The 24,412-nt window shown below is 69.8% G+C and carries 28 protein-coding genes; 12 read left to right on the forward strand and 16 right to left on the reverse strand.

Annotated features, from left to right (window positions below):
* Window positions 1-3: 3 nt before the first annotated feature.
* The 11 genes from ccoS to KOD61_RS02280 form a co-directional block, all read right to left on the reverse strand.
* Window positions 4-252 (reverse strand): cbb3-type cytochrome oxidase assembly protein CcoS, encoded by a 249-nt coding sequence (gene ccoS, locus KOD61_RS02230; RefSeq protein ID WP_215219455.1) that lies wholly within the window; start codon window positions 250-252, stop codon window positions 4-6.
* The gene (locus KOD61_RS02235; RefSeq protein ID WP_251370626.1) at window positions 249-2,690 is read right to left on the reverse strand and encodes a heavy metal translocating P-type ATPase; all 2,442 of its coding nucleotides are present in this window, start codon (window positions 2,688-2,690) and stop codon (window positions 249-251) included. Before KOD61_RS02235 ends, ccoS begins: the two co-directional genes overlap by 4 nt.
* An 11-nt stretch (window positions 2,691-2,701) precedes the next feature.
* Window positions 2,702-3,244 carry a FixH family protein gene (locus KOD61_RS02240; protein WP_215219456.1) on the reverse strand — a complete coding sequence of 181 codons (543 nt, stop codon included), beginning with the start codon at window positions 3,242-3,244 and terminating at the stop codon, window positions 2,702-2,704.
* Window positions 3,244-4,797: a 4Fe-4S dicluster domain-containing protein gene (locus KOD61_RS02245; RefSeq protein ID WP_215219457.1), complete on the reverse strand. Its 1,554-nt coding sequence runs from the start codon at window positions 4,795-4,797 to the stop codon at window positions 3,244-3,246. The genes KOD61_RS02240 and KOD61_RS02245 overlap by 1 nt, the downstream gene beginning before the upstream one ends.
* Before the next feature lie 10 nt (window positions 4,798-4,807).
* The gene (locus tag KOD61_RS02250) at window positions 4,808-5,059 is read right to left on the reverse strand and encodes a hypothetical protein (protein WP_215220247.1); all 252 of its coding nucleotides are present in this window, start codon (window positions 5,057-5,059) and stop codon (window positions 4,808-4,810) included.
* A gap of 41 nt (window positions 5,060-5,100) precedes the next feature.
* Entirely contained in the window at window positions 5,101-6,063 is a 963-nt protein-coding gene (gene ccoP / locus KOD61_RS02255; protein ID WP_215219458.1) for a cytochrome-c oxidase, cbb3-type subunit III, read from the reverse strand.
* The gene (locus KOD61_RS02260; protein WP_215219459.1) at window positions 6,060-6,215 is read right to left on the reverse strand and encodes a cbb3-type cytochrome oxidase subunit 3; all 156 of its coding nucleotides are present in this window, start codon (window positions 6,213-6,215) and stop codon (window positions 6,060-6,062) included. Before KOD61_RS02260 ends, ccoP begins: the two co-directional genes overlap by 4 nt.
* 3 nt (window positions 6,216-6,218) lie before the next feature.
* The gene (gene ccoO / locus KOD61_RS02265; RefSeq protein WP_215219460.1) at window positions 6,219-6,833 is read right to left on the reverse strand and encodes a cytochrome-c oxidase, cbb3-type subunit II; all 615 of its coding nucleotides are present in this window, start codon (window positions 6,831-6,833) and stop codon (window positions 6,219-6,221) included.
* Between the two features lie 10 nt (window positions 6,834-6,843).
* The gene (gene ccoN, locus KOD61_RS02270) at window positions 6,844-8,235 is read right to left on the reverse strand and encodes a cytochrome-c oxidase, cbb3-type subunit I (protein ID WP_251370681.1); all 1,392 of its coding nucleotides are present in this window, start codon (window positions 8,233-8,235) and stop codon (window positions 6,844-6,846) included.
* 239 nt (window positions 8,236-8,474) lie between these two features.
* On the reverse strand, window positions 8,475-8,681 hold the full coding sequence (locus KOD61_RS02275) for a twin transmembrane helix small protein (RefSeq protein ID WP_215219462.1): 207 nt from the start codon (window positions 8,679-8,681) through the stop codon (window positions 8,475-8,477).
* The gene (locus KOD61_RS02280) at window positions 8,678-9,031 is read right to left on the reverse strand and encodes a hypothetical protein (RefSeq protein ID WP_215219463.1); all 354 of its coding nucleotides are present in this window, start codon (window positions 9,029-9,031) and stop codon (window positions 8,678-8,680) included. Before KOD61_RS02280 ends, KOD61_RS02275 begins: the two co-directional genes overlap by 4 nt.
* A gap of 123 nt (window positions 9,032-9,154) precedes the next feature.
* Here KOD61_RS02280 and KOD61_RS02285 point away from each other — a divergent pair, with 123 nt between their 5' ends.
* The 4 genes from KOD61_RS02285 (at window position 9,155) to KOD61_RS02300 (ending at window position 12,660) form a co-directional block, all read left to right on the forward strand.
* Window positions 9,155-10,573 carry an aminotransferase-like domain-containing protein gene (locus KOD61_RS02285; protein WP_215219464.1) on the forward strand — a complete coding sequence of 473 codons (1,419 nt, stop codon included), beginning with the start codon at window positions 9,155-9,157 and terminating at the stop codon, window positions 10,571-10,573.
* Window positions 10,574-10,814: 241 nt separating this feature from the next.
* Window positions 10,815-11,474, forward strand: a complete 660-nt coding sequence (locus KOD61_RS02290) for a hypothetical protein (protein ID WP_215219465.1) — start codon at window positions 10,815-10,817, stop codon at window positions 11,472-11,474.
* Window positions 11,474-11,923: a phage holin family protein gene (locus KOD61_RS02295; RefSeq protein WP_215219466.1), complete on the forward strand. Its 450-nt coding sequence runs from the start codon at window positions 11,474-11,476 to the stop codon at window positions 11,921-11,923. The genes KOD61_RS02290 and KOD61_RS02295 overlap by 1 nt, the downstream gene beginning before the upstream one ends.
* Complete coding sequence (locus KOD61_RS02300) at window positions 11,920-12,660, forward strand: DUF3618 domain-containing protein (RefSeq protein WP_215219467.1); 741 nt, start codon at window positions 11,920-11,922, stop codon at window positions 12,658-12,660. The genes KOD61_RS02295 and KOD61_RS02300 overlap by 4 nt, the downstream gene beginning before the upstream one ends.
* Window positions 12,661-12,742: 82 nt before the next feature.
* Here KOD61_RS02300 and KOD61_RS02305 read toward each other — a convergent pair whose 3' ends face one another.
* Genes KOD61_RS02305 through nirK form a run of 3 tightly spaced genes read right to left on the reverse strand, consistent with a single transcriptional unit; the run spans window position 12,743 to window position 15,640 of the window.
* On the reverse strand, window positions 12,743-13,321 hold the full coding sequence (locus tag KOD61_RS02305) for an SCO family protein (RefSeq protein WP_215219468.1): 579 nt from the start codon (window positions 13,319-13,321) through the stop codon (window positions 12,743-12,745).
* Window positions 13,318-14,094 (reverse strand): formylglycine-generating enzyme family protein, encoded by a 777-nt coding sequence (locus KOD61_RS02310; RefSeq protein WP_215220248.1) that lies wholly within the window; start codon window positions 14,092-14,094, stop codon window positions 13,318-13,320. Before KOD61_RS02310 ends, KOD61_RS02305 begins: the two co-directional genes overlap by 4 nt.
* A gap of 10 nt (window positions 14,095-14,104) precedes the next feature.
* A complete protein-coding gene (gene nirK / locus KOD61_RS02315; RefSeq protein WP_215219469.1) occupies window positions 14,105-15,640 on the reverse strand; it encodes a copper-containing nitrite reductase in 1,536 nt (511 codons plus the stop codon).
* A 271-nt stretch (window positions 15,641-15,911) separates the two neighbouring features.
* Between nirK and KOD61_RS02320 the strand changes: the two genes are divergently transcribed.
* The 8 genes from KOD61_RS02320 to KOD61_RS02355 all read left to right on the forward strand — a co-directional run bounded on the left by KOD61_RS02320 (window position 15,912) and on the right by KOD61_RS02355 (window position 22,415).
* Window positions 15,912-16,142: a hypothetical protein gene (locus KOD61_RS02320; RefSeq protein ID WP_215219470.1), complete on the forward strand. Its 231-nt coding sequence runs from the start codon at window positions 15,912-15,914 to the stop codon at window positions 16,140-16,142.
* Window positions 16,139-16,993 (forward strand): ubiquinone anaerobic biosynthesis accessory factor UbiT, encoded by an 855-nt coding sequence (gene ubiT / locus KOD61_RS02325; RefSeq protein ID WP_215219471.1) that lies wholly within the window; start codon window positions 16,139-16,141, stop codon window positions 16,991-16,993. The genes KOD61_RS02320 and ubiT overlap by 4 nt, the downstream gene beginning before the upstream one ends.
* 57 nt (window positions 16,994-17,050) lie before the next feature.
* Window positions 17,051-18,088 carry a quinolinate synthase NadA gene (gene nadA / locus KOD61_RS02330; protein WP_215219472.1) on the forward strand — a complete coding sequence of 346 codons (1,038 nt, stop codon included), beginning with the start codon at window positions 17,051-17,053 and terminating at the stop codon, window positions 18,086-18,088.
* A complete protein-coding gene (locus KOD61_RS02335) occupies window positions 18,088-19,575 on the forward strand; it encodes an L-aspartate oxidase (protein ID WP_215219473.1) in 1,488 nt (495 codons plus the stop codon). The genes nadA and KOD61_RS02335 overlap by 1 nt, the downstream gene beginning before the upstream one ends.
* A 78-nt stretch (window positions 19,576-19,653) precedes the next feature.
* Window positions 19,654-20,169, forward strand: coding sequence for a 3-hydroxyacyl-[acyl-carrier-protein] dehydratase FabA (gene fabA / locus KOD61_RS02340; protein ID WP_215219474.1), 516 nt, complete (start codon window positions 19,654-19,656; stop codon window positions 20,167-20,169).
* A gap of 2 nt (window positions 20,170-20,171) precedes the next feature.
* Window positions 20,172-21,425, forward strand: a complete 1,254-nt coding sequence (fabB, locus tag KOD61_RS02345) for a beta-ketoacyl-ACP synthase I (protein WP_215219475.1) — start codon at window positions 20,172-20,174, stop codon at window positions 21,423-21,425.
* A gap of 154 nt (window positions 21,426-21,579) precedes the next feature.
* The gene (locus KOD61_RS02350) at window positions 21,580-22,029 is read left to right on the forward strand and encodes a CopD family copper resistance protein (RefSeq protein WP_215219476.1); all 450 of its coding nucleotides are present in this window, start codon (window positions 21,580-21,582) and stop codon (window positions 22,027-22,029) included.
* Window positions 22,030-22,115: 86 nt separating this feature from the next.
* Window positions 22,116-22,415: a DUF2249 domain-containing protein gene (locus KOD61_RS02355; protein WP_215219477.1), complete on the forward strand. Its 300-nt coding sequence runs from the start codon at window positions 22,116-22,118 to the stop codon at window positions 22,413-22,415.
* 46 nt (window positions 22,416-22,461) lie between these two features.
* Here the strand turns inward: KOD61_RS02355 and KOD61_RS02360 are convergent, their stop codons facing one another.
* Together KOD61_RS02360 and ubiU are read right to left on the reverse strand one after the other, a co-directional pair.
* Entirely contained in the window at window positions 22,462-23,352 is an 891-nt protein-coding gene (locus KOD61_RS02360; RefSeq protein WP_215219478.1) for a U32 family peptidase, read from the reverse strand.
* A gap of 10 nt (window positions 23,353-23,362) precedes the next feature.
* A complete protein-coding gene (gene ubiU, locus KOD61_RS02365) occupies window positions 23,363-24,361 on the reverse strand; it encodes a ubiquinone anaerobic biosynthesis protein UbiU (RefSeq protein ID WP_215219479.1) in 999 nt (332 codons plus the stop codon).
* Window positions 24,362-24,412: the final 51 nt, after the last annotated feature.

Genomic DNA, 24,412 nt, shown 5'->3' on the forward strand with positions numbered 1-24,412 from the left:
GGCTCAGTCCCTGCCGCCGGCACTGTCGTGGCCGGGGGCGTCGCCATCAACCTCGCCCTCGCGCGTGTCCCCACCGGCGCGCGCGGCGCGGTCCAGCCGCTGCGAGCGCTCTTGCGGGTCCTCGCGCAGGATGTCGATCGCCGGGGTGTCCAGGTCCTCGAACTGCCCGCGTCGCACGGCCCACACGAAGGCCCACACCGCTGCGGCAAGCAGCAGCAGGCTCAGCGGGATCATCACCAGCAGGATGTTCATGGGGTTTCTCCCGTCGCCGGCACCCGTGCCAGTCGCAGCGCATTGGCGGTGACGACCAGCGAGGACAGCGCCATGCCGAGCGCGGCGATCCAGGGGGTTACCAGCCCGGCCGCGGCCAACGGCAGCGCGAGGACGTTGTAGCCGGCGGCCCAGGCGAGGTTCTGGCGGATCACCCGGCGGGTCCGGCGCGCCACCGCGACCGCCTGCGGGATCCGCGACAGCGAATGCCCGGTGAGCACCAGGTCGGCGGCGCGCTGCGCCAGCGCCGCGCCATCGGCGACCGCCAGCGAGACGTCGGCGCCGGCCAGCACCGGGGCGTCGTTGAGGCCGTCTCCGACCATCGCCACCACCCGGCCGTCGCGCTGCAGGCCGCGGGCAAACGCCAGCTTGTCCTCCGGACTCTGCCGGGCGTGTGCGCGTTCGATGCCGACCGTCTGCGCGAACCGTTCGACCGGCCCGGCCGCGTCGCCGCTGGACAGGTGCACCGTGAGGCCGGCATCGCGCAGGGCGGTTACGGTGTCGCGTGCGTCGGGCCGCTCGGACTCGCGCAGGGTGAAGCGAGCGATCGCCCGCTCGCCGTCACCCAGCCAGAGCCGCCCGTCGTCCCCGGTGCTGGCGGCAAAGCCAGGCCGGCCCAGCCGCCAGCGCTCGCCGTCGACCGTTCCGACCACGCCCTCGCCGGGGATGGCCTTGAGCCGGCTCGCTACCGGCGCCGCCGCCACGCCGGCGAAGGCACGTGCGATGGGATGGCCGCTGTCGCGCTCGAGCGCCGCCGCGATGCCGAGTACCTGTTCCTGCGAATAGCCGGCAAACGGCTCGACACGCACCAGCGCCGGCTGGCCGTCACTGAGCGTCCCGGTCTTGTCGAACACCACGTCGGTGGCCTGGGCGAGCCGGTCGAGCGCGTTGTCGCGCACGGCCAGCACGCCGATCCGCGCCAGCGCGCCGTGCGCGGCGGCCAGCGCGGCTGGGACCGCGAGCGACAGCGCGCACGGGCAACTGATGATGAGCAACGCCAGGGTGACCTCGAATGCGCGCGAGGGGTCATGGATGCGCCAGCCGATGAACACCACCAGCGTCGCCAGCAGCAGGCCGGCGACGAAGCGGTGCGCGACCCGGTCGGCCGCGATCGCCAGCGACGGACGCTCGGACTGGGCGCGCTCGACCAGCCGGGTGAGCTGCGACAGCCGTGTCCCGCTGCCTGTCCCGGTGACCCGCAGGCGGGCCGGCTGCTCGCGACAGACCGTGCCGGCATACACCGGCGCGCCGATGTCCTTGGCCACCGGGTGCGGCTCGCCGGTCAGCAGTGCTTCCTCGAACCGCGCAGCCACCAGCAGCTCGCCGTCGGCCGGCACCACCTCGCCCACCGCGACGCAGGCGACATCGCCCACCGCCAGCGCGGCCAGCGGCACCGACTCGCGGCTGCCGTCGCTTCGCTCGCGCGTTGCGAACGCCGGCCGTGCGCGGGCGAGGGCATCGACCTGCGCGCTGGCGATCCCCCGCGCGCGCTTTTCCAGCATGCGCGCGGCCAGCAGCAGGAAGACGAACATGACCGCCGCGTCGTACCAGACATGGTCGCCGCCGCGCATGGTCTCGAACACGCTCGCGCCCCATGCCAGCAGGGTCGAACCGGCGATCAGCAGGTCCATCCCCAGCCGGCGCTGGCGAAGCTCCCGCCAGGCACCCTCGATGAACGGCCAGCCGGCGTAGAACACGACCGGCGTGGAGACCAGGAAGGTGATCCAGCGGAAAAAGTCGCGCGTGGGCAACGGCATGGTGTTGCCGAAATCCAGGTACAGCGCCTCGGCCAGCATCATCGCCTGCATCGAACCCAGGCCGGCGATGCCGATGCGGATCAGGTCGCGGTTGCGCTCGCGCCGGCGCTCTGCCTCGCGCGCCTGGCCGCCGGCGAGGTAGGGCCGGTAACCCAGGGTGACCAGTTGCCGCAGCACGCCCGAAAGGGCGGTGCCGGCGGGATCCCAGGCCAGCCGGATCCGGCCGGTCACGGCGTTGGCGCTCGCTTCGAGCACGCCGGGCTGGCGTGCGAGCGCGCGGTCTATCAGCCACGCGCAGGCCGCGCAGCGCATGCCGTCGGTCAGCAGCGTGATCTCGCGCCCGCCGTCGACGTCGTGGGCGTGCTCGGCGAGCAGCTCGTCGCGATCCCAGACCGCCAGGTCCACCGGCTCGGTGCCGACCCGGGTCGCGCGTTCACTGCGCAGGCGGTAGTAGTCGCCCAGGTCGGCATCATCGATCCATTGCGCGGCGGCGGCGCAGCCTTCGCAGCAGAAGCCGCGCGGCTCGCCTTCGAACATGACACGCACCGGATCGGACGGCAGCGCCTCGCCGCAGTGGTAGCAGGCGCCGTCCGCGATTGCTGTCCTCGTTGCCGGCATGCGGGTGCCGCCGGCGTCCGCCATCGAATCGGTCAGGGAGACCACCGGACCATCACCTACGGCGCCTGCAGCGCCGGACGCAGGCTCGCGGCCTGCTGGCCACCGGGCAGGCGGCCCTGCAGCCGCCACTGGCCGTCGACCGGGCCCAGTCGCACGTTCCAGTCGTGGTCGCCGGTGACCTCGGCCTCGACCCGCCAACCGGTGTCGGTCGGCGGCAGTTCGAGCACGCGGTCCTGGCCGGCCAGGGTGGGGTGCAGCAGGTCCAGCCGCAACGGCGCGGACCGGTCGAAGTCGCCGCTGACCGGCAGTACCTCGACGATGCCCAGCTCGGCGTCGATACGCACGATCGCGCTGAGCTTGCGCTCCTGCGCCAGCGCGTCCGGTCCGAGGTCGGCGGTCTGGACCTGGGCGGTGCGGCTTACCTGGTCGGGCACCGCATCGGTGCTGCCATCGCCACTGGCGATGACCACCATGCTGATGCCGCCCACGACGGCCGCCGCCACCAGCGCGATCACCAGCCACACCACCGGCTGCCGCCACGGCGACGACGGGGCTTCGCCGGTTGGCTCGGTGCGGGGCGTGTTCGGTTCGCGGGTCATCACATGGGTCCGAAGAAGGTGCTGTCGGCGACTTCGCGCACCGAGCCGTCGGCGGACTCGACCACGAAGCCGACTTCGTGGCGTCCGGTCACCGTCGCCGGCGCGGTGAGCTCCACCGGGATCGACAGCACGTCGCCGGCGGCGGCCTCGACCGTGCGCGTGCCACCACGCAGCGTGATCGCCGGGTCGGCCTGCAGTTCGACCGTATACACCTGTGCCGTCTGCGACTTGTTGACGAGCTTGATCGTATAGCCGTTGTCCACGCCGTCCTCGACCACCCGGTACAGCGCATTGCGGTCGCGCAGAACGTCGACGATCAGCGGGCTGCGCGCGGCGATGCCCCAGGCCCAGCCGGCCACCAGCACGAGCAACAGCGCGCCATAGATGAACATGCGCGGACGCAACACCCGGCTCGGCTTGCCGTCGATCGCGTTCTGGGTGGAGTAGCGGATCAGGCCGTGCGGATAGCCCATCTTGTCCATCACGTCGTCGCAGGCGTCGATGCAGGCGCCACAGGCGATGCACTCGTACTGCAGGCCGTTGCGGATGTCGATGCCGACCGGGCAGACCTGCACGCACATCGTGCAGTCGATGCAGTCGCCGAGTTCCTCCGGTGCGAACCTGGGCAGCGGGGCAGCCTCGGCACCGGCGTCGAAGGTGATCGTGCCGGCCGCCTGCAGCCGGTTCTGCGCCGCGCTCGGGTGGCGGCTGGCGCGGAACACGTAGTCATAGGCGCTGCGCACGTCCAGCAGGCCGCGCGCCCGCTCCAGCACGCTCGGCAGGCCTCGCTTGCGCGGGCCGCGCGGTTCGCCGCGCATCGGGTCGTAGGCGATGATCAGCGTGTTGCGGTCGAACATCGCGCTCTGGAAGCGCGCGTACGGGCACATGTACTTGCACACCTGCTCGCGCAGGAAGCCGGCGTTGCCCCAGGTGGCCAACGCGTAGAACAGCACCCAGAAGATCTCCCAGCCATTCCAGTCGAACGGCCACAGCCGCGCGCCCAGCCCGGTGATGGGGGTAAAGAAGCCGACGAAGGTGAAGCCCGTCCACAGCGCGAAGACCAGCCACAGCACGTGCTTGGCACCCTTGCGAAGCACCTTCTCGCGGGTCCACGGGGCGGCGTCGAGCTTCATCCGCTTGGGCCGGTCGCCCTCGGTCCAGCGTTCCATCCACAGGAACACCTCGGTCCAGACCGTCTGCGGGCAGGCATAGCCGCACCACAGCCGTCCGGCCAGCGCGGTCACGAAGAACAGCGTCAGCGCCAGGATGATCAGCAGCACGGCCAGCAGGCTGAAGTCCTGCGGCCAGAAGGTCAGGCCGAAGACGTGGAACTTGCGCGCCGGCAGGTCGAACAGCACCGCCTGACGCCCGTCCCACTTCAACCATGGGAACAGGTAGTACATGCCCAGCAGCCAGAACACGGCCACCTTGCGCAGCCGGTCGAAGCGGCCGGACACGTCGCGGGGGTAGACCTTGCGTTCGCTGACGTAAAGCGAGTCGCCGCCGGGGGTGTCGCTTTGACCCAGCAGCTCGATGTCGATCTTCTTGCTCACCGCGGGGGGATTACTCCAGTGGCAATGATTTGTTGAAACGGCTCGCCGGGCGCAGCAGCAACCAGGTGAACAGGCTGGCCGACGCGGTCGCCAGCCAGAACATGAAGAAGCCGATCGTGTAGCCCATCGAACGGGTGATCGCGACTTCCGGGAAGGTCATGTCACGCAGTGCCAGCGGGTCGACGAAGGCGAAGAACACCATCGTCGCCACGCCGGCTGCGAAGAAGCTCGGCCACAGGATCGCGCCAAGCCGCTGCGCCATCGGGCGCGGCGGATGGTCGAACGGCGGTGGCACGTGGACACTCAACGGGCAGGCTCCGCCGCCGCGGCGCTGGTCGCCGGGCTGCCGCCGGCGCCGGCCGGGTTGGACAGCGACCAGACGTAGGCCGCCACCAGCCGTGCGCGGGTCTCGCCCAGCAGCTCGCGGTGGGCCGGCATGACCCCGTGGCGGCCGTTGGCGATGGTCTCGTGCAGGCTGGCCTTGCTGCTGCCGTACATCCAGTACGCATCGGTCAGGTCCGGCGCGCCCATCGCCTGGTTGCCCTTGCCGTCGACCCCGTGGCAGGCGACGCAGACGCCGTCGTACAGCGTCTTGCCGCGCGCGGCCATGTAGTCGTTGCCAAGCGACTGGCCCGGGCGTGCAAGGGTGCGGACATAGGCGATGACGTAGTCGATCGCGTGCTCGCCGCCCATGCCGGTCAACACCGTGCCCCACTCGGGCATGATGCCGTCGCGGCCATCGAGCACCGTCTGCAGGACCTGCTCGGGCTCGCCGCCCCAGTGCCAGATGTCGTCGGCCAGGTTGGGGTAGCCGATCGCGCCCTGCGCCGAGGAGCCGTGGCAGGTGGCGCAGGTGTTGGAGAAGATCGAGCGACCCAGCTGCAAGGCGGTCTCGTCGGCCGCCAGGGCCGGCAGCGACGCGTTGCGGTAGGGCGCGAACGTCTCTTCCAGGCGTGCGTCGGCGGCAGCCTTGTCGAGCGCGTGCTCGCGCGCCGAACTCCAGTCGCTGGTACCCGGGATCGTGCCCAGGCCGCCGTACCAGACCAGGTAGCCGATGCCGAACGCGATCGCGATGTAGAAGCCGTTGATCCACCAGCGCGGCATCGGCTTGTTGTATTCGGTGATGTTCTCGTCCCAGTAGTGGCTGGTCTCCTCGGGCTTGGGATCGCCCGGGCGGCGCTTGGCCGTCCACCACAGCAGCCAGGCCACGCCGAGGATGTTGAGCGCCGCCAGCGCGGCGACGAACCAGTTCCAGCCCATGCTCATGCGCGCGACTCCCGCTCACCCGCGTCCGGCGCGTCGTCCAGCGCCAGCCGCGCGGTCTCCTCGAAGCTCTGCTTGTGGCGCGGCTGCCAGGCCCAGGCCCAGATGGCCACGAACAGCAGCGTCAGTACGATCGTGATGATTCCCGACAACATGGTTCAGCCCCCGCGCGGTGCGTGCTTGCCGAGCGCCTGCAGGTAGGCGACCACGGCATCGAGTTCGGTCTTGCCGGCGACATCGCCGGCGGCGCTGGCGATTTCCTCGTCCGAGTACGGATCGCCCAGACGCTGCAGCGCCTTCATGCTCACGGTGACCTGCGCCGCGTCGACCGCGGTTTCCTGCAGCCACGGGAAGGCCGGCATGTTGGATTCCGGGACGACCGCGCGCGGGTCGACCAGGTGGACCCGGTGCCAGTCGTCGGAATAGCGGCCGCCCACGCGGGCCAGGTCAGGCCCGGTGCGCTTGGAACCCCACTGGAACGGCCGGTCGTAGACCGACTCGCCGGCGAGCGAATAGTGGCCGTAACGCTCGGTTTCGAAGCGCAGGGTCCGGACCATCTGCGAATGGCAGTTGTAGCAGCCCTCGCGTACGTAGATGTCGCGCCCGGCAAGCTCCAGCGCCGGGTACGGCTTGACGCCCGGCAGCGGCTTGATCGCCTCGGCCTGGTACATCAGCGGGACGATCTCCGCCAGGCCGCCCAGCGATACCGCCACCGCGACCAGGACGGCCATCAGGCCGATGTTCTTCTCGATTTTTTCGTGTCCGAATGCCATCTGTCTTTCCTCAGGCCCGCGCCGACTCGGGGTGCGGTGCCAGCACCGGATTCAGCACCGGCTCCTTGGCCGACTGCCACGTGCGGTACAGGTTCCACGCCATCAGGCACATGCCGGCGACGATCATCAGCCCGCCGAGCAGGCGGCCCAGGTAGTACGGGTAGGTCGCGACCAGCGACTCGACGAAGCTGTAGGTCAGCGTGCCGTCGGCGTTGGTGGCACGCCACATCAGGCCCTGGGTGATGCCGGCGATCCACATCGAGACGATGTAGAACACCACGCCCAGTGTGTGGACCCAGAAGTGCGCGTCGATCCACTTGGTCGAGAACATCTTCTCCACGCCGACCAGCCGCGGGTACAGCGAATAGATCGAGCCGACGGTGATCATCGCCACCCAGCCCAGGGTGCCGGCGTGGACGTGGCCGACGGTCCAGTCGGTGTAGTGGCTCAGCGAGTTGACCGTCTTGATCGACAGCAGCGGGCCTTCGAAGGTCGCGATCATGTAGAAACTGATCGCCACGATCAGGAACTTCAGGATCGGGTCGGTGCGCAGCTTGTGCCACACGCCCGAGAGCGTGAGGATGCCGTTCATCGCGCCACCCCAGGACGGCGCCAGCAGGATCACCGAGAACACCATGCCGACCGACTGCGCCCAGTCCGGCAGCGCGGTGTAGTGGAGGTGGTGCGGGCCGGCCCACATGTAGATCGAGATCAGCGCCCAGAAGTGCACGATCGACAGGCGGTACGAGTAGATCGGCCGCTGCGCCTGCTTGGGGACGAAGTAGTACATCATCGCCAGGAAGCCGACGGTCAGCAAGAACGCCACCGCGTTGTGGCCGTACCACCACTGCGCCATCGCATCGACCGCGCCGCTGTAGACCGGGTAGGACTTCCACATGCCGGCCGGGATGGCCAGGTTGTTGACGATATGCAGCAGGCCGACGCCGATGATGAAGGCGCCGTAGAACCAGTTGGCGACATAGATGTGCTTCACCTTGCGCTTGGTCACGGTGCCGAAGAACAGCCAGCCGTAGGCGACCCAGACGATCGCGATCAGGATGTCGAGCGGCCACTCCAGCTCGGCGTATTCCTTGCCCTGGGTCAGGCCCATCGGCAGGGTGACCAGCGCGCCGACCATCGCCGCCTGCCAGCCCCAGAACACGAACGCCGACAGGCGGTCCGAGATGAGGCGTGCATGGCAGGTGCGCTGCACCACGTACAGGCTGGTGCCGATCAGGGCGGTACCGCCGAAGCCGAAGATCACGCCGTTGGTGTGCAGCGGCCGCAACCGGCCGTAGCTGAGCCACGCGGTGTCGAAGTTCAGCGCCGGCCAGTACAGCTGGGCCGCGATGAGCACCCCGACCAGCATCCCGGCAATGCCCCAGAACATGGTCGCCACCATGAACTGGTGGACCACCTTGTCGTTGTAGAAGGCATGCGCGGCATCGCGCACGTGGTTGCCCGCGACGGTGGGTGCCGACGCACCGACCTTCGTGGCGCTTTCAAACGCAGTCATGGGAGGGCCTTGGTTTTACGGTCGAGGATATTTTCGCGGCCGCCATCGCCCGCCGGCTTGATCCAGATCAATTCACCGGGAGCGGAGGGGGTGGCGGACAGGTTTGGAGTCCATGGTAAGCAAAGTCAGGCACCGACGCCGTGCGCGTCGATCACCCCCGTGAAGATCCCGGCCGCGATCAGCCCGACCAGCACGATGGAAAGCACGATGCGCCGGGTCAGCGCGTTGACCGTGCGTTTGCTGCGGCCGGTGTCGACCAGCATGTAGTACAGCCCGGCGCCCAGGTTGTAGACGATCAGGCCGAGGAATCCGAGGATCAACAGCGTCTTCATCGCGCCGCCTCGCCCGCGGCCAGCGCGGCAGGGCGCGCGGCGGCCGCGTGCACGCGCAGCCAGCGCCAGCGCACCACCATCGCGAGCGTCATCACGCCCAGAAACACCCCGTACGACACCGTGGTGGCCAGGACCTGCTGCCACATGTGGTGCTGGGGGTCGGCGGTGTCGATGCTCCAGTACATGCCCAGCGCCGATAGCGACGTGGCCAGCACCAGACTGGCGGTATCGAACGCCTTGCGGGCAAAGGTGCGCGGCTGGCGGGGAAACAGCCAGAACAGCACGGCCAGGATGGCGTACCAGGGAATGAACAGGATGAGTGCGAGGTTCAGTTCGACCAGCGGGTTCATCGGCGGGCGGGTGATCCATTGGGGCGACTGGCAGGATAGGACGACCGGATCAGCCGGCCTAGACTCAGAAATCCGTCAGAAAACCATATCAGTTGGGACCGTTCAGGCGCGTCCGACGCACCCATGAAGCGCTACGAAGCCCTTGCCGAGGAAGTGGCCGAATCGATCCGGCGCGGCCTGCTCAAGCCCGGCGACCGGTTGCCGTCGGTCCGTCAGGCCAGCGCAGCGCGTGGGGTCAGCCCCTCGACCGTGTTCCAGGCCTACTACCTGCTGGAAGCGCGCGGGCTGGTCGAGTCGCGACCGCGCTCGGGCTATTACGTCACCCGCGCGGCCGGCGCCCAGCCGCCCGAGCCCGAGCAGGCCTCGCGCCCGGACGGCGAGTCGCGCAGTGTCGATGTCAGCGACCTGGTGTTCGAGGTCATGCAGGCCTCGATGTCGCGCGAGGTGGTGCCGCTGGGATCGGCGTTCCCCAGCCCGTTGCTGTTCCCGCTCGACCGCCTCGGCCGCGCGCTGGCCGCCACCGCGCCGCAGCTGGATCCCTGGAGTACGGTCGACGACCTCACGCCGGGCAACGCCGGCCTGCGCCGTCAGATCGCGTTGCGCTACCTGCTGGGCGGCATGCAGGTCGATGCGGAGGCGATCGTCGTCACCAACGGCGCGCTGGAAGCGCTGAACCTGGCGATCGGCGTTGTCACCGCGCCGGGCGACGCCGTGCTGGTGGAGTCGCCGTGCTTCTATGCGGCGCTACAGATCCTGCAGCGGCGCAACCTGCGCGCGATCGAGGTGCCGACCCATCCGCGCGAGGGCATCGACCTGGATGCCGTCGAGGCGGCCATCGCGCGCCACGCGCCCAGGGCCTGCTGGGTGATGGGCACCTTCCAGAACCCGCTGGGGGCCAGCATGCCGCCCGAGCGCAAGCGCGCGCTGGTCGAACTGTTGGCCCGCCATGCGATCCCGCTGATCGAGGACGACGTGTACGCCGAGTTGTATTTCGGCAGTGAGCGGCCGGTGCCGGCCAAGGCGTTCGACCGCGAGGGGCTGGTGATGCACTGCTCGTCGTTTTCCAAGTGCCTGGCCCCGGGGCACCGCATCGGCTGGGTCGCCGGCGGGCGGTTCGCCGGGCGGATCGCGCGGCACAAGCTCACCACCACCCTCAACACCAACGTGCCTTCGCAGATGGCGATCGCCCATTACCTGGAGCGCGGCGGGTTCGACCGCCACCTGCGGCGCCTGCGCAGGACGCTAGCGGCGCAGCAGGCCGAATACCTGGCCGCCGTCGGTCGGTACTTCCCGAGCGGCACCCGGGTGACGCGGCCGGCAGGGGGGTATTTCCTGTGGCTGGAACTCCCGGCCGGGACCGACGCGCTGGCGATCCAGCGTCAGGCCGCCGCGCAGGGCATCAGCGTCGCGCCCGGTCCGATGTTCTCGGCCAGCCGCGGCTTCGGCCATTGCCTGCGGCTCAACTGCGGCCATCCCCTGGATGCGCGCACGCAGGCGGCGCTTGCAACGCTGGGGAGATTGGCCACCGCGCACGCCGGCTGAATGCGCGCGACCGGCATGTTGGTCGTCACGACGCCTCTTATACGGCCGGGTAACGCGTTACCGCCGAAGATGCGGGCCAAGGCCCGGCGATGCGGTATCCGCATATCCCCGGTCGCCGCACCCTCGTCCGAGGGCGGCGCCCGCGGTCGAAGCGCCCGCCCCGCAAGCCCACCTTCCGGTGCGGCATGACGCGAGGACCTCCGTTGCCAGGCCGCCTGCCCATCCCCCAAAGGAGAGGCCCATGAGCACATCCCAGCAACCCCCCTCGCCATCCACGCGACAACCCCAAGGCGTCAACACGCCGGGTGCCGCAGGCGCCCCGTCCGGCACCGGGCATGCGGGCGACACCAAACTTAAACATTCCGCACACGAGCTTGGCGAGCAGGCCAAGGCGGAAGGCAAGGTACGCGTCGCCGAAGCGCGACGCACTGCCGCAGACAAGGTCGACACGCTGGCCGACAGCACCCAGGCGGCCGCCGCGCGGCTCCAGCAGGACGACATCGGCCATCTGTCCGAGTACGTCGCCAGCCTGGCCGACAGCATGACCCGCCTGTCGACCTCCCTGCGGGAAAAGAGCGGCGACGAAGTCCTGCGCGACGTCGGCCGGCTCGCCCGCGACAACCCGGCGCTGTTCGTGACCGGCGGCGTCGCCATTGGTTTCGGCCTCGCGCGGTTCGCGCGGGCCTCGGAGAAACGGCGTGCGCGGCAGGACACCGAGGACGTGTACTCGGCCCACGATTATCCGGTCCCCGTTGACGACACGGCCAACCGGTCACGCCAGTCGACCAGTGCCAGCGGCACAACCTACACCAGCGCCCCGGGCGCGACGGAAGCCCGCGGCACGTCGGGTGCCAGCGACCGCCAGGCCCGCCCCGAAGGCACGAGAGGAGGAATCCACTGATGAGCGCGCAACCCAACCCCACCGGGACATCCGGAACCCACACGGCGGGCGCTTCCACGGACGCCCCACATATCGAACCCTCCGTCGGCACCCTCCTGAAGCAGCTCATGCGTGAGGTGCCGGCGCTGCTCACCAACGAGATCGCGCTGGCCAAGAGCGAGATGCGCGAGAACATGCAGCAGACCAAGGCCGGCATGGCATCGGTCGCCACCGGCGGCGCGGTGCTGATGGGTGGCTTCGTCATGCTGCTGCTGGCCGGCGTCTATGCGCTCAGCAACGTGGTTGCACCCTGGCTGGCGGCACTGATCGTCGGCGCGGTCGCGACCCTGATCGGCTTCGCGATGGTGCAGGCCGGCAAGAAAAAGCTGCAGAGCGAGTCGTTGCGGCCGGACCGCACGATCGATTCGCTTCGCCGGGACAAGGACACCATCCGCGGGAGGACCCCATGAACACCGCAGACACGGTCCGGGCGCAGTCCCGGAAGGACCCCGCCCAGCTGGAGCACGAGATCGACCAGCAGCGCGACCATATCGGCGAGCTCATCCACGCGCTGGAGAACCGGCTGTCGCCGGGCGATTTGTTCGAGCGCGTGCTCGGAAACGGCCATGGCCGCGAGTTCGCCGGCAACCTGGCCCGAACGGTAAAGGACAACCCGATGCCGACGCTGCTCACGGTCGCCGGCCTCACGTGGCTCTACGCGGGCAGCCACGACGGCGCCCACGACGGCGCCGCGGACCCCAACGCCTCGGACAAGCCTGGCGTCGGCGAGCGCGTGGGTCAGGCCCGCGAGCAGGTTTCCGGCAAGATGCATTCGGCCAAGCAGCGTGTCGGCGAATCGGCCCACCATGCGATGGACTCGGCACGCTCGCGCGCCCGCCGTGGCAAGCAGGGCTTCGAGCACATGCTCGACGACAACCCGATGGCGATCGGCGCGATGGCGATTGCGGCCGGGGCGTTGCTCGGCGCGATGCTCCCGCCTACGCGCAAGGAGGACGAATTGCTCGGGCCGGTGCGCGACCGGTTTGCCGATGACGCCAAGCATGCCGCCCGGAGCGGTTATGACGCCGTGGCCGAGACCGGTCGCGAAGTGACCGCGGGCGAGCACGACCACGACACGGCGGGGGTGCGTTCGACATCCACCGCATCGACGACGTCCACGTCACCGTCGGCGCAACCGGGTCTCTAGCCGGGGAGCCTGCGATTACCCGGACGCCACGCCGTGGCGTCCCGGGGTTTGCATGCTGTGTCGGCGCCGCAGAGCGACCGCGCTACCGCAGCGCCTGCTTCACTGCGACTACGAACTCCGGATCCGGCCGGGTGCCCATCTGCTCGGTCCGCGCGAGAATGCGGCCTTCGGCGTCGACCAGTACCAGCGCGCTGGTGTGGTTGAACTCGCCGTCGGCCAGCGCACGGTAGCGGATACCGAGCACACCGGCCACGCCGCGCACGTCATCGGCCTTGGGGCTGGCGAGGGTCCAGCGGGCGGTATCGAGCTTGCGCTGGTCCGCCACCTTCTTCAGTGCGGCGGGATCGTCGCGCGCAGGGTCCATGCTGATCAGCACGATGCCCAACCGGTTACGTTCGGCCGGGGTCAGCTGCTTTTCGATCGCCTTGCCGCTGTCGACAATCAACGGGCAGATGTACTGGCACGACGTGTAGAACATCGCCACCAGCCTCGGCTTGCCGCGCAGGGTCTTCCAGCCGTAGGTGCCGCCGGCCTGGTCGGTCAGCTGCACCGGCAGCTGGTAGATCGAGTCGCGCGGCGGCGGCGTATCGGCGGCCGACACGGGGAGGCCCGCCACCAGCATGGTGCAGGCGGCGAGGAGGACGATCAGCAGGCGGTTCATGGCAAATCCCTGGCGCAACGGAAGCCGAGGTTGGCGGTCGTGTCGGGGGCGTTGAGCGATGACAGCATCGCCACCCGCATCAGCACCGCATAGTTGTCGCGGTCGTCCATCGACAGCGCGCCGGCGCCGCAGAAGCGGGCGTTGTCCGGGTCACCCTGGTTGCGGTTGTCGGCGTCGACCAGCAGCGAGGAGAAATCGTCTGTCCATTCCCACACGAGACCGTGCAGGTCCTGCACGCCGTACACGTTGGGCGTCTGCAGGCCGGCACGGGGCAGGGCGCTGTTGGAGGGGCGCGAGTACCAGGCCAGGATGCGTTCGCGCCACACCGGGTCCTTGCGCGCGTCACGACGGGTTTCGTCGGCGGCGGCCGCGTACTCCCATTCGTTCCATGTCGGCAGCCGTGCGCCCTGGGCCTCGCAATAGGCCGAGGCGGCGAACCAGCTGACCTGGACCACCGGCTGCGCCGGGTTGGCCTGCCCGAGGTCGGTCGGCCCCGCCCAATGCGACAGGTACCGCGGCTCGGCCATTACGGTCGCCACGCGGCCGCGCTGCCACTGTGGATTGGACTTCACGAACGCCAGGAACTCGCCGTTGGTCACCGGTCGCTTCATCAGCGCGAAGGGCGCGACGTCGACGTTGCCGACGACGTCCTCGTAGTTGAGCGTGCTGCGGAAGCTGCCGCCCGGAACGGTGGCGTAGTCCCCACCGCCGGCGACCAGGCCGGCGGTGGGGGTTGCGAGCAGCAGCGCGGAGGCGAGCGCGGTTGCCAGCATCCGGGTCACGTCAGTGACCGGCGGACGCGTTGGCCGGCTTGACCTTGCGGATCGCGGCCGCCTCGTCCTTGGTCACGCGGCCACCCGGGTTGCCCCAGCTGTTGAGCACGTAGGTCGAGATGTTGGCGACCTCGTCGTCGGTCAACTGGCTCATCGGCGGCATGATCGAGTTGTAGTCGGTGCCGTTGACCGTCACCGGGCCTTCCAGGCCGTGCAGGATCACGCGCGGCAGCGCGCTCGGATCCTTGGCGATGTAGTCGGAGTTCGCCAGCGGCGGGAACACGCCTTCCATGCCGGCGCCGTTGGCCTGGTGGCAGGTGGAGCAGGTGCCCAGGAACAGCGCCTCGCCGGCCTTGACCTGCTGCTCGACCGTCAGGTCGCCGGTGCTGGCCGATTCGGCCGCCACCGTCACCGCTTCCATGTTGGCCTGCGCACGGTCGCCGATATAGACCGCGTCGACTTCAAGGCCGGAGTAGATCTCCTTGTTCTCCGGGCCACTGGCCTGGAGGATGCCCAGCGCGCCCTTGTTGAAGGCGCGGAACAGGCTGTGGTCGACCAGCACGTAGCTGCCCGGCACTTCCATGTGGAATTCCATCATCGCCGCACCGCCCGAGGGGATCAGCGTGGTCTGCACGTTCTCCTGGTACTTGGTGCCGCCTTCGTACCAGACCTTGTCGAAGATCTCGCCGATCACGTGGAAGCTCGACACCAGGTTGGGGCCGCCGTTGCCGACGTACAGGCGCACGTTCTCGCCGGTGTTGGCGGTCAGCACCTTGTCACCGGTCAGCGAGCCTTCCGAGCCGTTGAACAGCACGTAGGTCGGGTGCTCGTCGATCGCCTTCTCCATGTCGAAGCCCTGCAGGCCCTTCTCCCGGTACTTGCCGGTGGTGTAGAAGTCGCCCTGCATGACGTAGTACTCCTTGTCGACCGGCGGCAGGCCTTCCGGCGGCTCGACCAGGATCAGGCCGTACATGCCGTTGGCCACGTGCATGCCGACCGGCGCGGTCGCGCAGTGGTAGACGTACAGGCCGGCGTTGAGCGCCTTGAAGGTGAAGCGGGTGACGTGGCCCGGCGCGGTGAAGCTCGAAGTGGCGCCGCCGCCGGGGCCGGTCACGCCGTGCAGGTCGATGTTGTGGGGCATCTTGCTGTCGGGCATGTTGCGCAGGTGGAATTCCACCGTGTCGCCCTGGCGCACGCGGATGAAGCTGCCGGGCACGGTGCCGCCGAAGGTCCAGAAGGTGTAGTCCACGCCTTCGGAGATCGGCATGACCTTCTCGACCACGTCGAGCGAGACCACCACCTTGGCCGGGTAGTCGCGGCCGGTCGCCGGCGGCACCAGCGGCGGGCTGGTCAGCACCGCGTCGATCGGCTTGCCCTGCGGCGGGCCGAAGTCGCCCTTGCGCGAGCCGCCGGTTTCACCTTCGCCGGCATTGGCGCGCGGGGTGTCGGTGTCGGTGGCGTTGCTGGCGTTGTCGCGGTCGCAACCGGCAAGCAGCAGGCCGGCCAAGGCCAGTACGGCGGCCAGGTAGCGTGTGGGACGGGTCATGCGCACTTCCCCTTTTTTTGGATGGCTTGGCCGATGCCCGGGCCAGGTTTGCAGAGTGCCGCATTGCGGCTGCGCGGTTCTGATCCGGATCAAAAAACGCGGATCCGGCCGCGGGCGATGCCCGTCGATGGTGTACAGCGCGCGGTCAGTATCGGGTGAACCCGGCCCGAGCACCATCCGCAGGCGGCCAGCCCTCCGTCCCTTGACCCACGTCAATGCCGACGAACCCGACAGGGCGCCTGATGGCGTTGTCTGGAACCGAGGGTGCGACATGAGCAGCGACTTCGAGATCGGTGATTTCGAGCTGGCCCAGCCGGCGATGTTCGAGGCCATGCATGCGGCCGGCATTCCGACCAGTCTGCTGGCCGGACAGGCCGAGGCGCGCCAGTGCGCCCAGGCCGTTGAACGGGAACGGCGCGAACAGGCAATCGACGCCGCGCTGGATGACAGCTTCCCGGCCAGTGACCCACCCGGTTGGACCCTGGGGCGCGCGCGCCGGTGAGTGTTGCGGCGGGTGTTGCGCTGGCCGAGCTGCGCCGCGCGATCGACCTGGTGGATGGCGGCGCGCTGGCGCTGCTGGCCGTGCGTGGCCGTCTGGCCGCCGCCGCCGGGCGCTGCAAGCGCCGCCAGTGCCGGCCCGTGCATGACGGCCCGCGCGAAGCGCAGGTGCACGCGCGCGCGCAGCGCCTGGCCGCCCGCTGGGGCCTGGCGGCCGACACCGCGCAGGCGGCGATGGAGGTGGCGATCGTCGACGGTCGTCGCCGGCAGGGGCTGGCGGCTGACCTGGATCAAGGCGCCGCGTGGGCAGCCACCGGCACGATGCCCGCCATGCCCAATTCCACGTCGCGGTCCTCCCGTATCCACGCCCTGCTGGGTCGCCTGCCGCCACCGGTTCGGCTGGCCCGCTGGTTGCGGGTGATGCCCGTCCAGGCCCGCCACGGCGCCATCCAGCGCGCCTGTACCCGGGTGCTGGCACCGTCGATCGCGCGCGGGGACCTGGATTTCATGCAGGGCCGCCGCCTCGGCGTCGAGGTGACCGACCTGGGCCTGCGCTGGGTGATCGAGCGCCGTGGCGATGCGTTGCATGTCGATGACGGCGCGGCCGAAGCCAGCGTCCGTGGCACGGCCACCGACCTGTTGTTGCTGGCGGCCCGGCTGGAGGACGCCGACACCCTGTTCTTCCAGCGACGGCTGGTGCTGACCGGCGATACCGAGCTCGGGCTGACCGCCCGCAACCTGCTCGAACGCCTGCCGTGGGAATCGGTGCCGTTGGGCCTGCGGATCGGCCTGAACCGCGGCGCGCGACTGGCCCGTACCGCACGAGACGCCCATCGGGCCCGCGCCGCCGCCTGACCCGGCGTCCCGCACCGGGCACGGCACGACCCCACCACCTTTGAAGCACACACCCGAATGACTGCAAACGCCGCCCTTGCCACGCCGCGCTGGCGCGATGGCCTCGAGTCCGACTACGCCCCGCTGGTGGAGACGCTCGAACAACTCATCCCCTGCATGGAGGTGCCGCTGCACCTGCCGTGGATCGATGCGATCAACACGCTGAAGAAGCAGCGTGGCGCGGTGATCATGGCGCACAGTTACCAGTCGCCCGAGATCTTCCACGGCGTGGCCGACATCACCGGTGATTCGCTCGCGCTCGCGCAGGCCGCGACCGATTGCGACAGCGACCTGATCGTGTTGTGCGGAGTGCACTTCATGGCCGAGAGCGCGAAGATCCTGGCGCCCGACAAGACCGTGCTGATTCCCGACCTGGAAGCGGGCTGTTCGCTGGCCGCCTCGATCACCGCCGCCGACGTACGCGCGCTGCGGGCCAGGCACCCGGGCGTGCCGGTGGTCAGCTATGTCAACACCTCGGCCGAGGTGAAGGCCGCCTCCGACGCCTGCTGCACCTCGGCCAACGCGGTGCAGGTGGTCGAGGCGATCGCAGCCCAGAGCGGCTCGCGCAAGGTGATCTTCCTGCCCGACCGGTATCTGGGCAGCTGGGTCGCAACCCAGACCGATGTCGAGCTGGTGCTGTGGACCGGCACCTGCGAGGTGCACGAGACGTTTACCGCGCAACAGGTCCGACACACCCGCGAGCAGTTCGACACCAAGGTGGTCGCGCACCCCGAGTGCTCGCCGGAAGTGCTGGCCGAGGCCGATTTCGTCGGGTCCACCAGCGCGATGGGGCGCTGGCTGGAGAAGGAGAAGCCGACGCGGGTGGCGATGATCACCGAGTGCTCGATGGCCGACAACCTCAAGAACAGGTTCCCGCAGGTGCAGTTCATCAAGCCCTGCAACCTGTGCCCGCACATGAAGCGGATCACGCTGCCCAACATCCATGCGTGCCTGCGCGACCTGCGCTACGAGGTGCACGTCTCGCCCGAGGTGTCCGTGCGCGCACGCGCCGCGCTCGACCGGATGCTGGCGGTGGGGCGTCGCGAGACCGTCTGATGGGTGATCGCACGCCGCTGGTGGTGGTGGGCAGCGGCGTCGCCGGGCTTTGCACCGCGCTCGCGGCGGCGCCCCGACCGGTGCTGCTGCTCGGCCGTGGGCACCAGGGGGAGGGCAGCGCGACGTCGCTGGCGCAGGGCGGCATCGCCGCCGCGATCGGGCCGGGCGACAGCATCGAATCGCATGTCACCGACACCCTCGTCGCCGGTGCCTTCCGCAATGACGGTGCCGCGGTGCGCGCGCTGGTCGGCGCGGCGCCGGACGCCATCGCGTGGCTGCAGGGGCTTGGCGCGGCGTTCGATCGCGACGCCGCCGGCGTGCGACTGGGTCGGGAAGGGGGCCACCGTGCCAGCCGGATCGTCCACGCCGGCGGCGATGCGACCGGCGCCCACGTGCTCTCGGTGCTGTCGGCGGCGGCCGCATCGGCACCGCACATCCAGTGGCGGGGCGGGATCGACGTCGATGCGCTGCAGCTGCGCGGGCAGCGTGTCTGCGGCGTGCGCCTGGGGGCTGCGGGGGGTGGGGAGACCGTGGCCACCGACGCGGTGGTGCTGGCCACCGGCGGCATCGGCGCGCTGTTCGCGCGCACCACCAACCCGGTCGGTGCCGAGGGCTCCGGCCTGGCGCTGGCGATGGCCGCCGGCGCGCGGGCGCGCGACCTGGAGTTCGTCCAGTTCCACCCGACCGCGCTGGACCTGCCGGCGCATTCGCTGCCGCTGCTCACCGAAGCACTGCGCGGGCGCGGCGCGCGGCTGGTCGACGCCCGTGGGATGCCGCTGATGGCCGGCCTGCATCCGTTGGCCGACCTGGCCCCGCGCGACATCGTCGCCCGCCGCGTCTGGCAGGCCGGCCGCGATGGCGGCGCGTGGCTGGATGCCACCGCGCGTGGCATCGAATGGGGGGTCGAATTCCCGACCGTGCTGGCGGCCTGCCAGTTGCACGGCATCGACCCGTCGCGCGAACCGGTGCCCGTGACGGCCGCCGCGCATTTCCACATGGGCGGGCTGGCCACCGACGCACTCGGGCGCACCAGCTTGCCGGGACTGCACGCGGTCGGCGAGGTCGCATGCACCGGTGTCCACGGCGCCAACCGGCTGGCCAGTAACTCGCTGCTCGAAGGAGTGGTGTTCGGCCGCCGGTTGGGCGCGCGGTTGGCCTCCCTCCCGAGTCCGATCGCCGGCGGCGGGCCGGTCGCGCTGGCCGCACGCGGGCCGGCGCTCGAGGCCGGGCGTTTGCAGCAACTGCGCACCCTGATGTGGCAGGCCGCCGGGCCCCAGCGCAATGGCCCCGGGCTGGCGGCGGCCATCGCCGCGATGCGCCCACTGGCCGCTGCGGGCTGGCAAGGGCGGCTGGCCCTGGCGGTGCTGGAGGCCGCGGCCCGCCGCCGCGTCGGCATTGGTGCCCATTGGCGCGACGACGAGCCGGTCGGGGCCTTCGCTGACCCCGGCGGGGGTAGCCGTGCGCTGGCGTACGGCGCCACGTATTGACCGCTGTCAACGCAGGCTTCGCGACAAACCGGCAGAATCGGGGTTTGTGAAAACCGCGGAATTCCTGTGCCCGACCCGATGAGCCGTCCTTCCTCCTTCGACTACGACCAGTTGCTGGCCTGCGCCCGCGGCGAAATGTTCGGCCCCGGCAACGCCAAGCTGCCAGCGCCGCCGATGCTGATGTTCGATCGCATCACCGAGATTTCCACCGAGGGTGGCAAGTACGGCAAGGGCGTGATCCGCGCCGAGCTCGATATCCGCCCCGACCTGTGGTTCTTCCAGTGCCACTTCGAAGGCGACCCGGTGATGCCCGGCTGCCTCGGCGTGGACGCGATGTGGCAGCTCTGCGGTTTCTACCTGCCGTGGCTCGGCGAGCCCGGCCGCGGTCGCGCGCTGGGCGTCGGCCAGGTCAAGTTCACCGGGCAGGTGCTGCCGGACGCGAAGGTGGTCAGCTACGAGATCGACATCCGCCGGGTGATGCGCGGCAAGCTCGCGCTGGTCATCGGCGACGGCCGCACGCTGGTCGACGGCCGCGAGATCTACACCGCCTCCGACCTGCGGGTCGGGCTGTTCACCTCGACGGAGGGCTTCTGAACATGGCCGCAGCAAGCAACGTCGCCGGGGCTGCCCCGCGCCGCATCGTGGTGACCGGCATGGGCGTGGTGTCGTGCATCGGCAATGCGGCGGCGAGCGTCACCGAGTCGCTGCGCGCGCTGAAGTCGGGCATCCGCTTCATCCCCGAATACGCGCAGATGGGTCTGCGCAGCCATGTCGCCGGCGCGCCGCAGATCGACCTGGTCGAGCAGATCGACCGCAAGCTCAAGCGCTTCATGGGCGACGCCGCGGCTTACGCCTACGTGGCGATGCGCGATGCGATCGCGCAGGCCGGGTTGGGTGACGAGCAGGTCCGCGGCGAGCGCAGCGGGTTGATCGCCGGCTCCGGCGGTGGCTCGCCGGAATGGCAGATCGCCACCGGCGACCTCATGCGCGAGAAGGGCGTGCGCAAGGTAGGCCCCTACATGGTGCCGCGCACGATGGGTTCGACCGTGTCGGCGGCGCTGTCGACCGCGTTCGGTATCCGCGGCCTGAGCTACTCGATCTCCGCTGCATGCGCGACGTCGGCGCACTGCATCGGTGCAGCGGCCGACCTGATCCGCCACGGCGTCAAGGACGTGATGTTCGCCGGTGGCGGCGAGGAGCTGCACTGGGGCATGACCTCGCAGTTCGACGCGATGGGCGCACTGTCGACCAAGCACAACGACACTCCAGAGACCGCCTCGCGCCCGTACGACATCGACCGCGACGGCTTCGTCATCGCCGGCGGTGGCGGGATGCTGGTGCTGGAGGAATACGAGCACGCCAAGGCGCGCGGCGCGGAGATCATCGCCGAGCTGGTCGGCTATGGCGTCACTTCCGACGGCGTGGACATGGTGGCGCCGTCGGGCGAAGGCGCGGTGCGCTGCATGAAGCAGGCGCTGGCCGGCCTCGATGGCCGCGGTGTCGGCACGATCGACTACCTCAACACCCACGGCACTTCGACCCCGGTTGGCGACGTGGTCGAGCTGGGCGCGGTGCGCGAGGTGTTCGGCACGGACGTGCCGCCGCTCTCGTCGACCAAGGCGCTGACCGGCCACTCGCTTGGTGCGGCCAGCGTCCACGAGGCGATCTACTGCCTGCTGATGATGCAGGGCGGCTTCGTCGCCGGCTCGGCCAACATCGAGCACCTGGACCCGAAGGCCGAAGGGTTCCCGATCCTGCGCGAGAGCCGCGAGGCAACGCTCAAGACCGTGATGTCCAACAGCTTCGGCTTCGGCGGCACCAATGCGACGCTGGTGTTCGCGCAAGCCTGATCGATACCGGCGGCCGTAGGAGCGACGCGGGTCGCGACCTGTACTTGTTCGACAAGATCGTCGCGACTTGCGTCGCTCCTACGTTGGCCTTCGCGTGCAAGTGGCCTTGATGTGAATCATGGGCGCGCTGCTTCGAAGCAGCGACCATGCCTCCATGCCGACGATCGCCTACCCGTACCTGTTGCTCCTGCACCTGTCCGGTGCGATCGCGTTCGGCGGCACCGTTTTCTTCGAGGTGCTGATCCTGGAAGGCGTCCGCCGGCGCGTGCCGGCGCGGGTGATGACACTGGTCGAAGGCGGGATCGGCGTGCGCGCGCGGCAGGTGATCCCGTGGGTGCTGCTGGTGCTGTACGGCAGCGGCGCCGGCCTGGCGTGGCACCACCGGGCCGCACTTGCGCACCCGCTGCAAGGCAGCTTCGGCCTGCTGCTGACGCTCAAGATCACCCTGGCGCTCAGCGTGTTCGGCCACTTCCTGCTGGCGATGGCGCTGCGGCGGCGCGGCCGGTTGGTGTCGAACGTGTTCCGGAACATCCATCTGAGCGTCTTCGCGCACGTGGTCGGCATCGTGCTGCTGGCCAAGGCGATGTTCTACCTGCAGTGGTGACCCGACCTGCGGCCTGGCTGATCCAGGTCAATGGCGTGCGTGCGGGCGGGCGTCATCCTGCGGGCCTCCCAACAGGCAGGTCCACCATGAGCGCGATTACCCCGCTGACGATCCAGGTCCACCCCTTCGATGCCCGCGGCATCGGCAAGCGCTTCCGCCACGCCGCCATCTTCGGCGCGCTCGAGGCGCTGCGTCCCGGCGAGGCGATGCGCTTCGTCAACGACCACGACCCGCTTCCGCTGCTGGGCCAGCTGCGCGAGCGCTACGGCGACCAGGTCTCGATCGAGTACCGCCAGCGCGAGCCGGGCGCCATCGTGATCGATTTCGCGGTGACCGGCGTCGCCGGCGACGAAGGCGGTTGCGGTTGCGGTAGCGGCGGCTGCTGAGTCCCGTGCGGTAACGGCATCCGGACGACGCCTGTCGTCCGGGTGCTCAGGCGGGCATGGCCTGCGGCTCGACCGGGCGCATGCCGGGTTCGCCGTGCCAATAGCCGTTGCGGGCGCCCATGCGCGGCGGCGGTGTCATCGACTGGCGTGCCAGGTCGAAGTGTTCGACCACCTCGCGGCAACCCCGGGCCTGCGGGTAGATCCTCAGCAGGTCGACCCCGAGCGCCCGCAGCGACGGCAGTTCCGGACCGAGATCGGTCACTTCCTCGCCCTGCACCTGGATGCCATTGATGCGCAGGAACGGCCGCCCCTCGCGCGTCGCCAGCGGCATGCCGTCGGGATAGTCGATGCAGCGGAAACCGCACTGGTCCTTGGGTACGTCCAGTGCGCGCGCGGTGAAGCAGCGGGCCGACAGCGCCAGCGGCAACCGGCCCCAGGCGATCACCTCCAGCTCGGGCATCGCGTGGCCGGCCGCCAGCATCGCCTCGCGCAGTTCCCGCACCAGCACCTCGCCCTGTTCCACGCCCGGCACCCAGCGGCGAAGGCCGTCCTCGACCAGCATCGCCATCGCCTCGTGGTTGTAGACGTTGAGCGTCGGCCCGGCGACGAACGGCAACCCCGCCTGGCGGCACAACTGCACCGCCGACAAATCGTTGGCCTCGATCCAGCAGCCGCCCTCTTCGACCAGGCGGGCGAGCACGCCGAGTTCGGATTCGGCCTCGATCAATGCCAGGCTCGACAGCACCACCTGCTTGCCGCCGGCGACGAGCTCGCGGCCCAACTCGATCCAGTCACGAGTGCCCAGCTCGCGGCGCTTGCTGCACACCGTCTCGCCCAGGTAGACCACGTCCAGCGGCCATTCCACGGCTTCGCGGTAGAACGCGTAGGTCTGTTCGCGCGGCCAGAAATACTGCAGGGGGCCAAGGCTGAGCTTCATCGATGCGTCCTCAATGCCAGGCACGGTGGTAGGGGCCAAGCGTGGTCTGGTGCCCTTCGGCGTGCGCCGACAGGTTTTCCTGCCAGTCCGCGCGCACATGCCAGTCGCCTGCCTCACGGCGGTAGCGGTCGATCGCCGTGCGCCAGGTGCGCGTAACCGACGACACGTAGGCGACGCCGCGCTGCCGGCCTTCGATCTTCAGCGCCACCACCCCGGCCTGCGCCAATCGCGGCAGCAGTTCGAGGGTGTTGAGGCTGGTCGGCTCCTCCAGCGCGTGGAACGTCTCCCCGCCGACCTCGAAGCGGCCCTTGCAGACGGTGGGGTAACCCGCCGGCTCGTCGGGCTGGAAGCGGTCGATCAGCACCTCGTTGAGGCGGGCGGTCCGGCTGCCGTCGTCGAACTCGTCCCAGCGCACGAACTTCGCCGGGGAGCAGACGCCATGGCGGTTGGGCGATGCGCCGGTGACGTAGCTCGACAGCTGGCAGCGGCCTTCGACCATGATGCACAGGCTGCCGAAGGCGAAGACTTCGATCGCGACCGGCGACTTGTCGCACAGTCGCTCGACCTGCTGGATCGACAGCACCCGCGGCAGCACCGCTCTGGCGATACCGAAACGTTCGTAGGCGAACTGCAGCGCAGGGGCGGTGGTTGCCGAACCCTGCACCGACAGGTGCCGCGGCAGTGCCGGGTAGCGGCGCGCGGCGTAGGCCAGCACCGCCATCTCGGCCGCGATGATCGCGTCGCAGCCCAACTCCGCGGCCTTGTCGATCGCGGCGTGCCACTGGGCCAGCCGCGCGCTGTCAGGGTAGGTGTTGAGCGCGAGGTAGACCTTGGCGCCCTTGGCATGCGCGTAGCGGATGCCCGCGCGCAGTTCGTCGTCGCTGAAATTCAGCCCCGGGAAAGCACGCGCATTGGTCTGGTCGCGGAAGCCGGCGTAGACCGCGTCGGCGCCGGCGTCGACCGCCGCCTGCAGGGCCGGCAGGTTGCCGGCGGGACAGACCAGTTGCATGGGCCACTCCTGAACGGGGAGCCGCATCGTCACCGGCGGGCGCGGCGCGGT

Source organism: Lysobacter luteus (genome assembly GCF_907164845.1).
GTDB classification, from domain to species: domain Bacteria; phylum Pseudomonadota; class Gammaproteobacteria; order Xanthomonadales; family Xanthomonadaceae; genus Novilysobacter; species Novilysobacter luteus.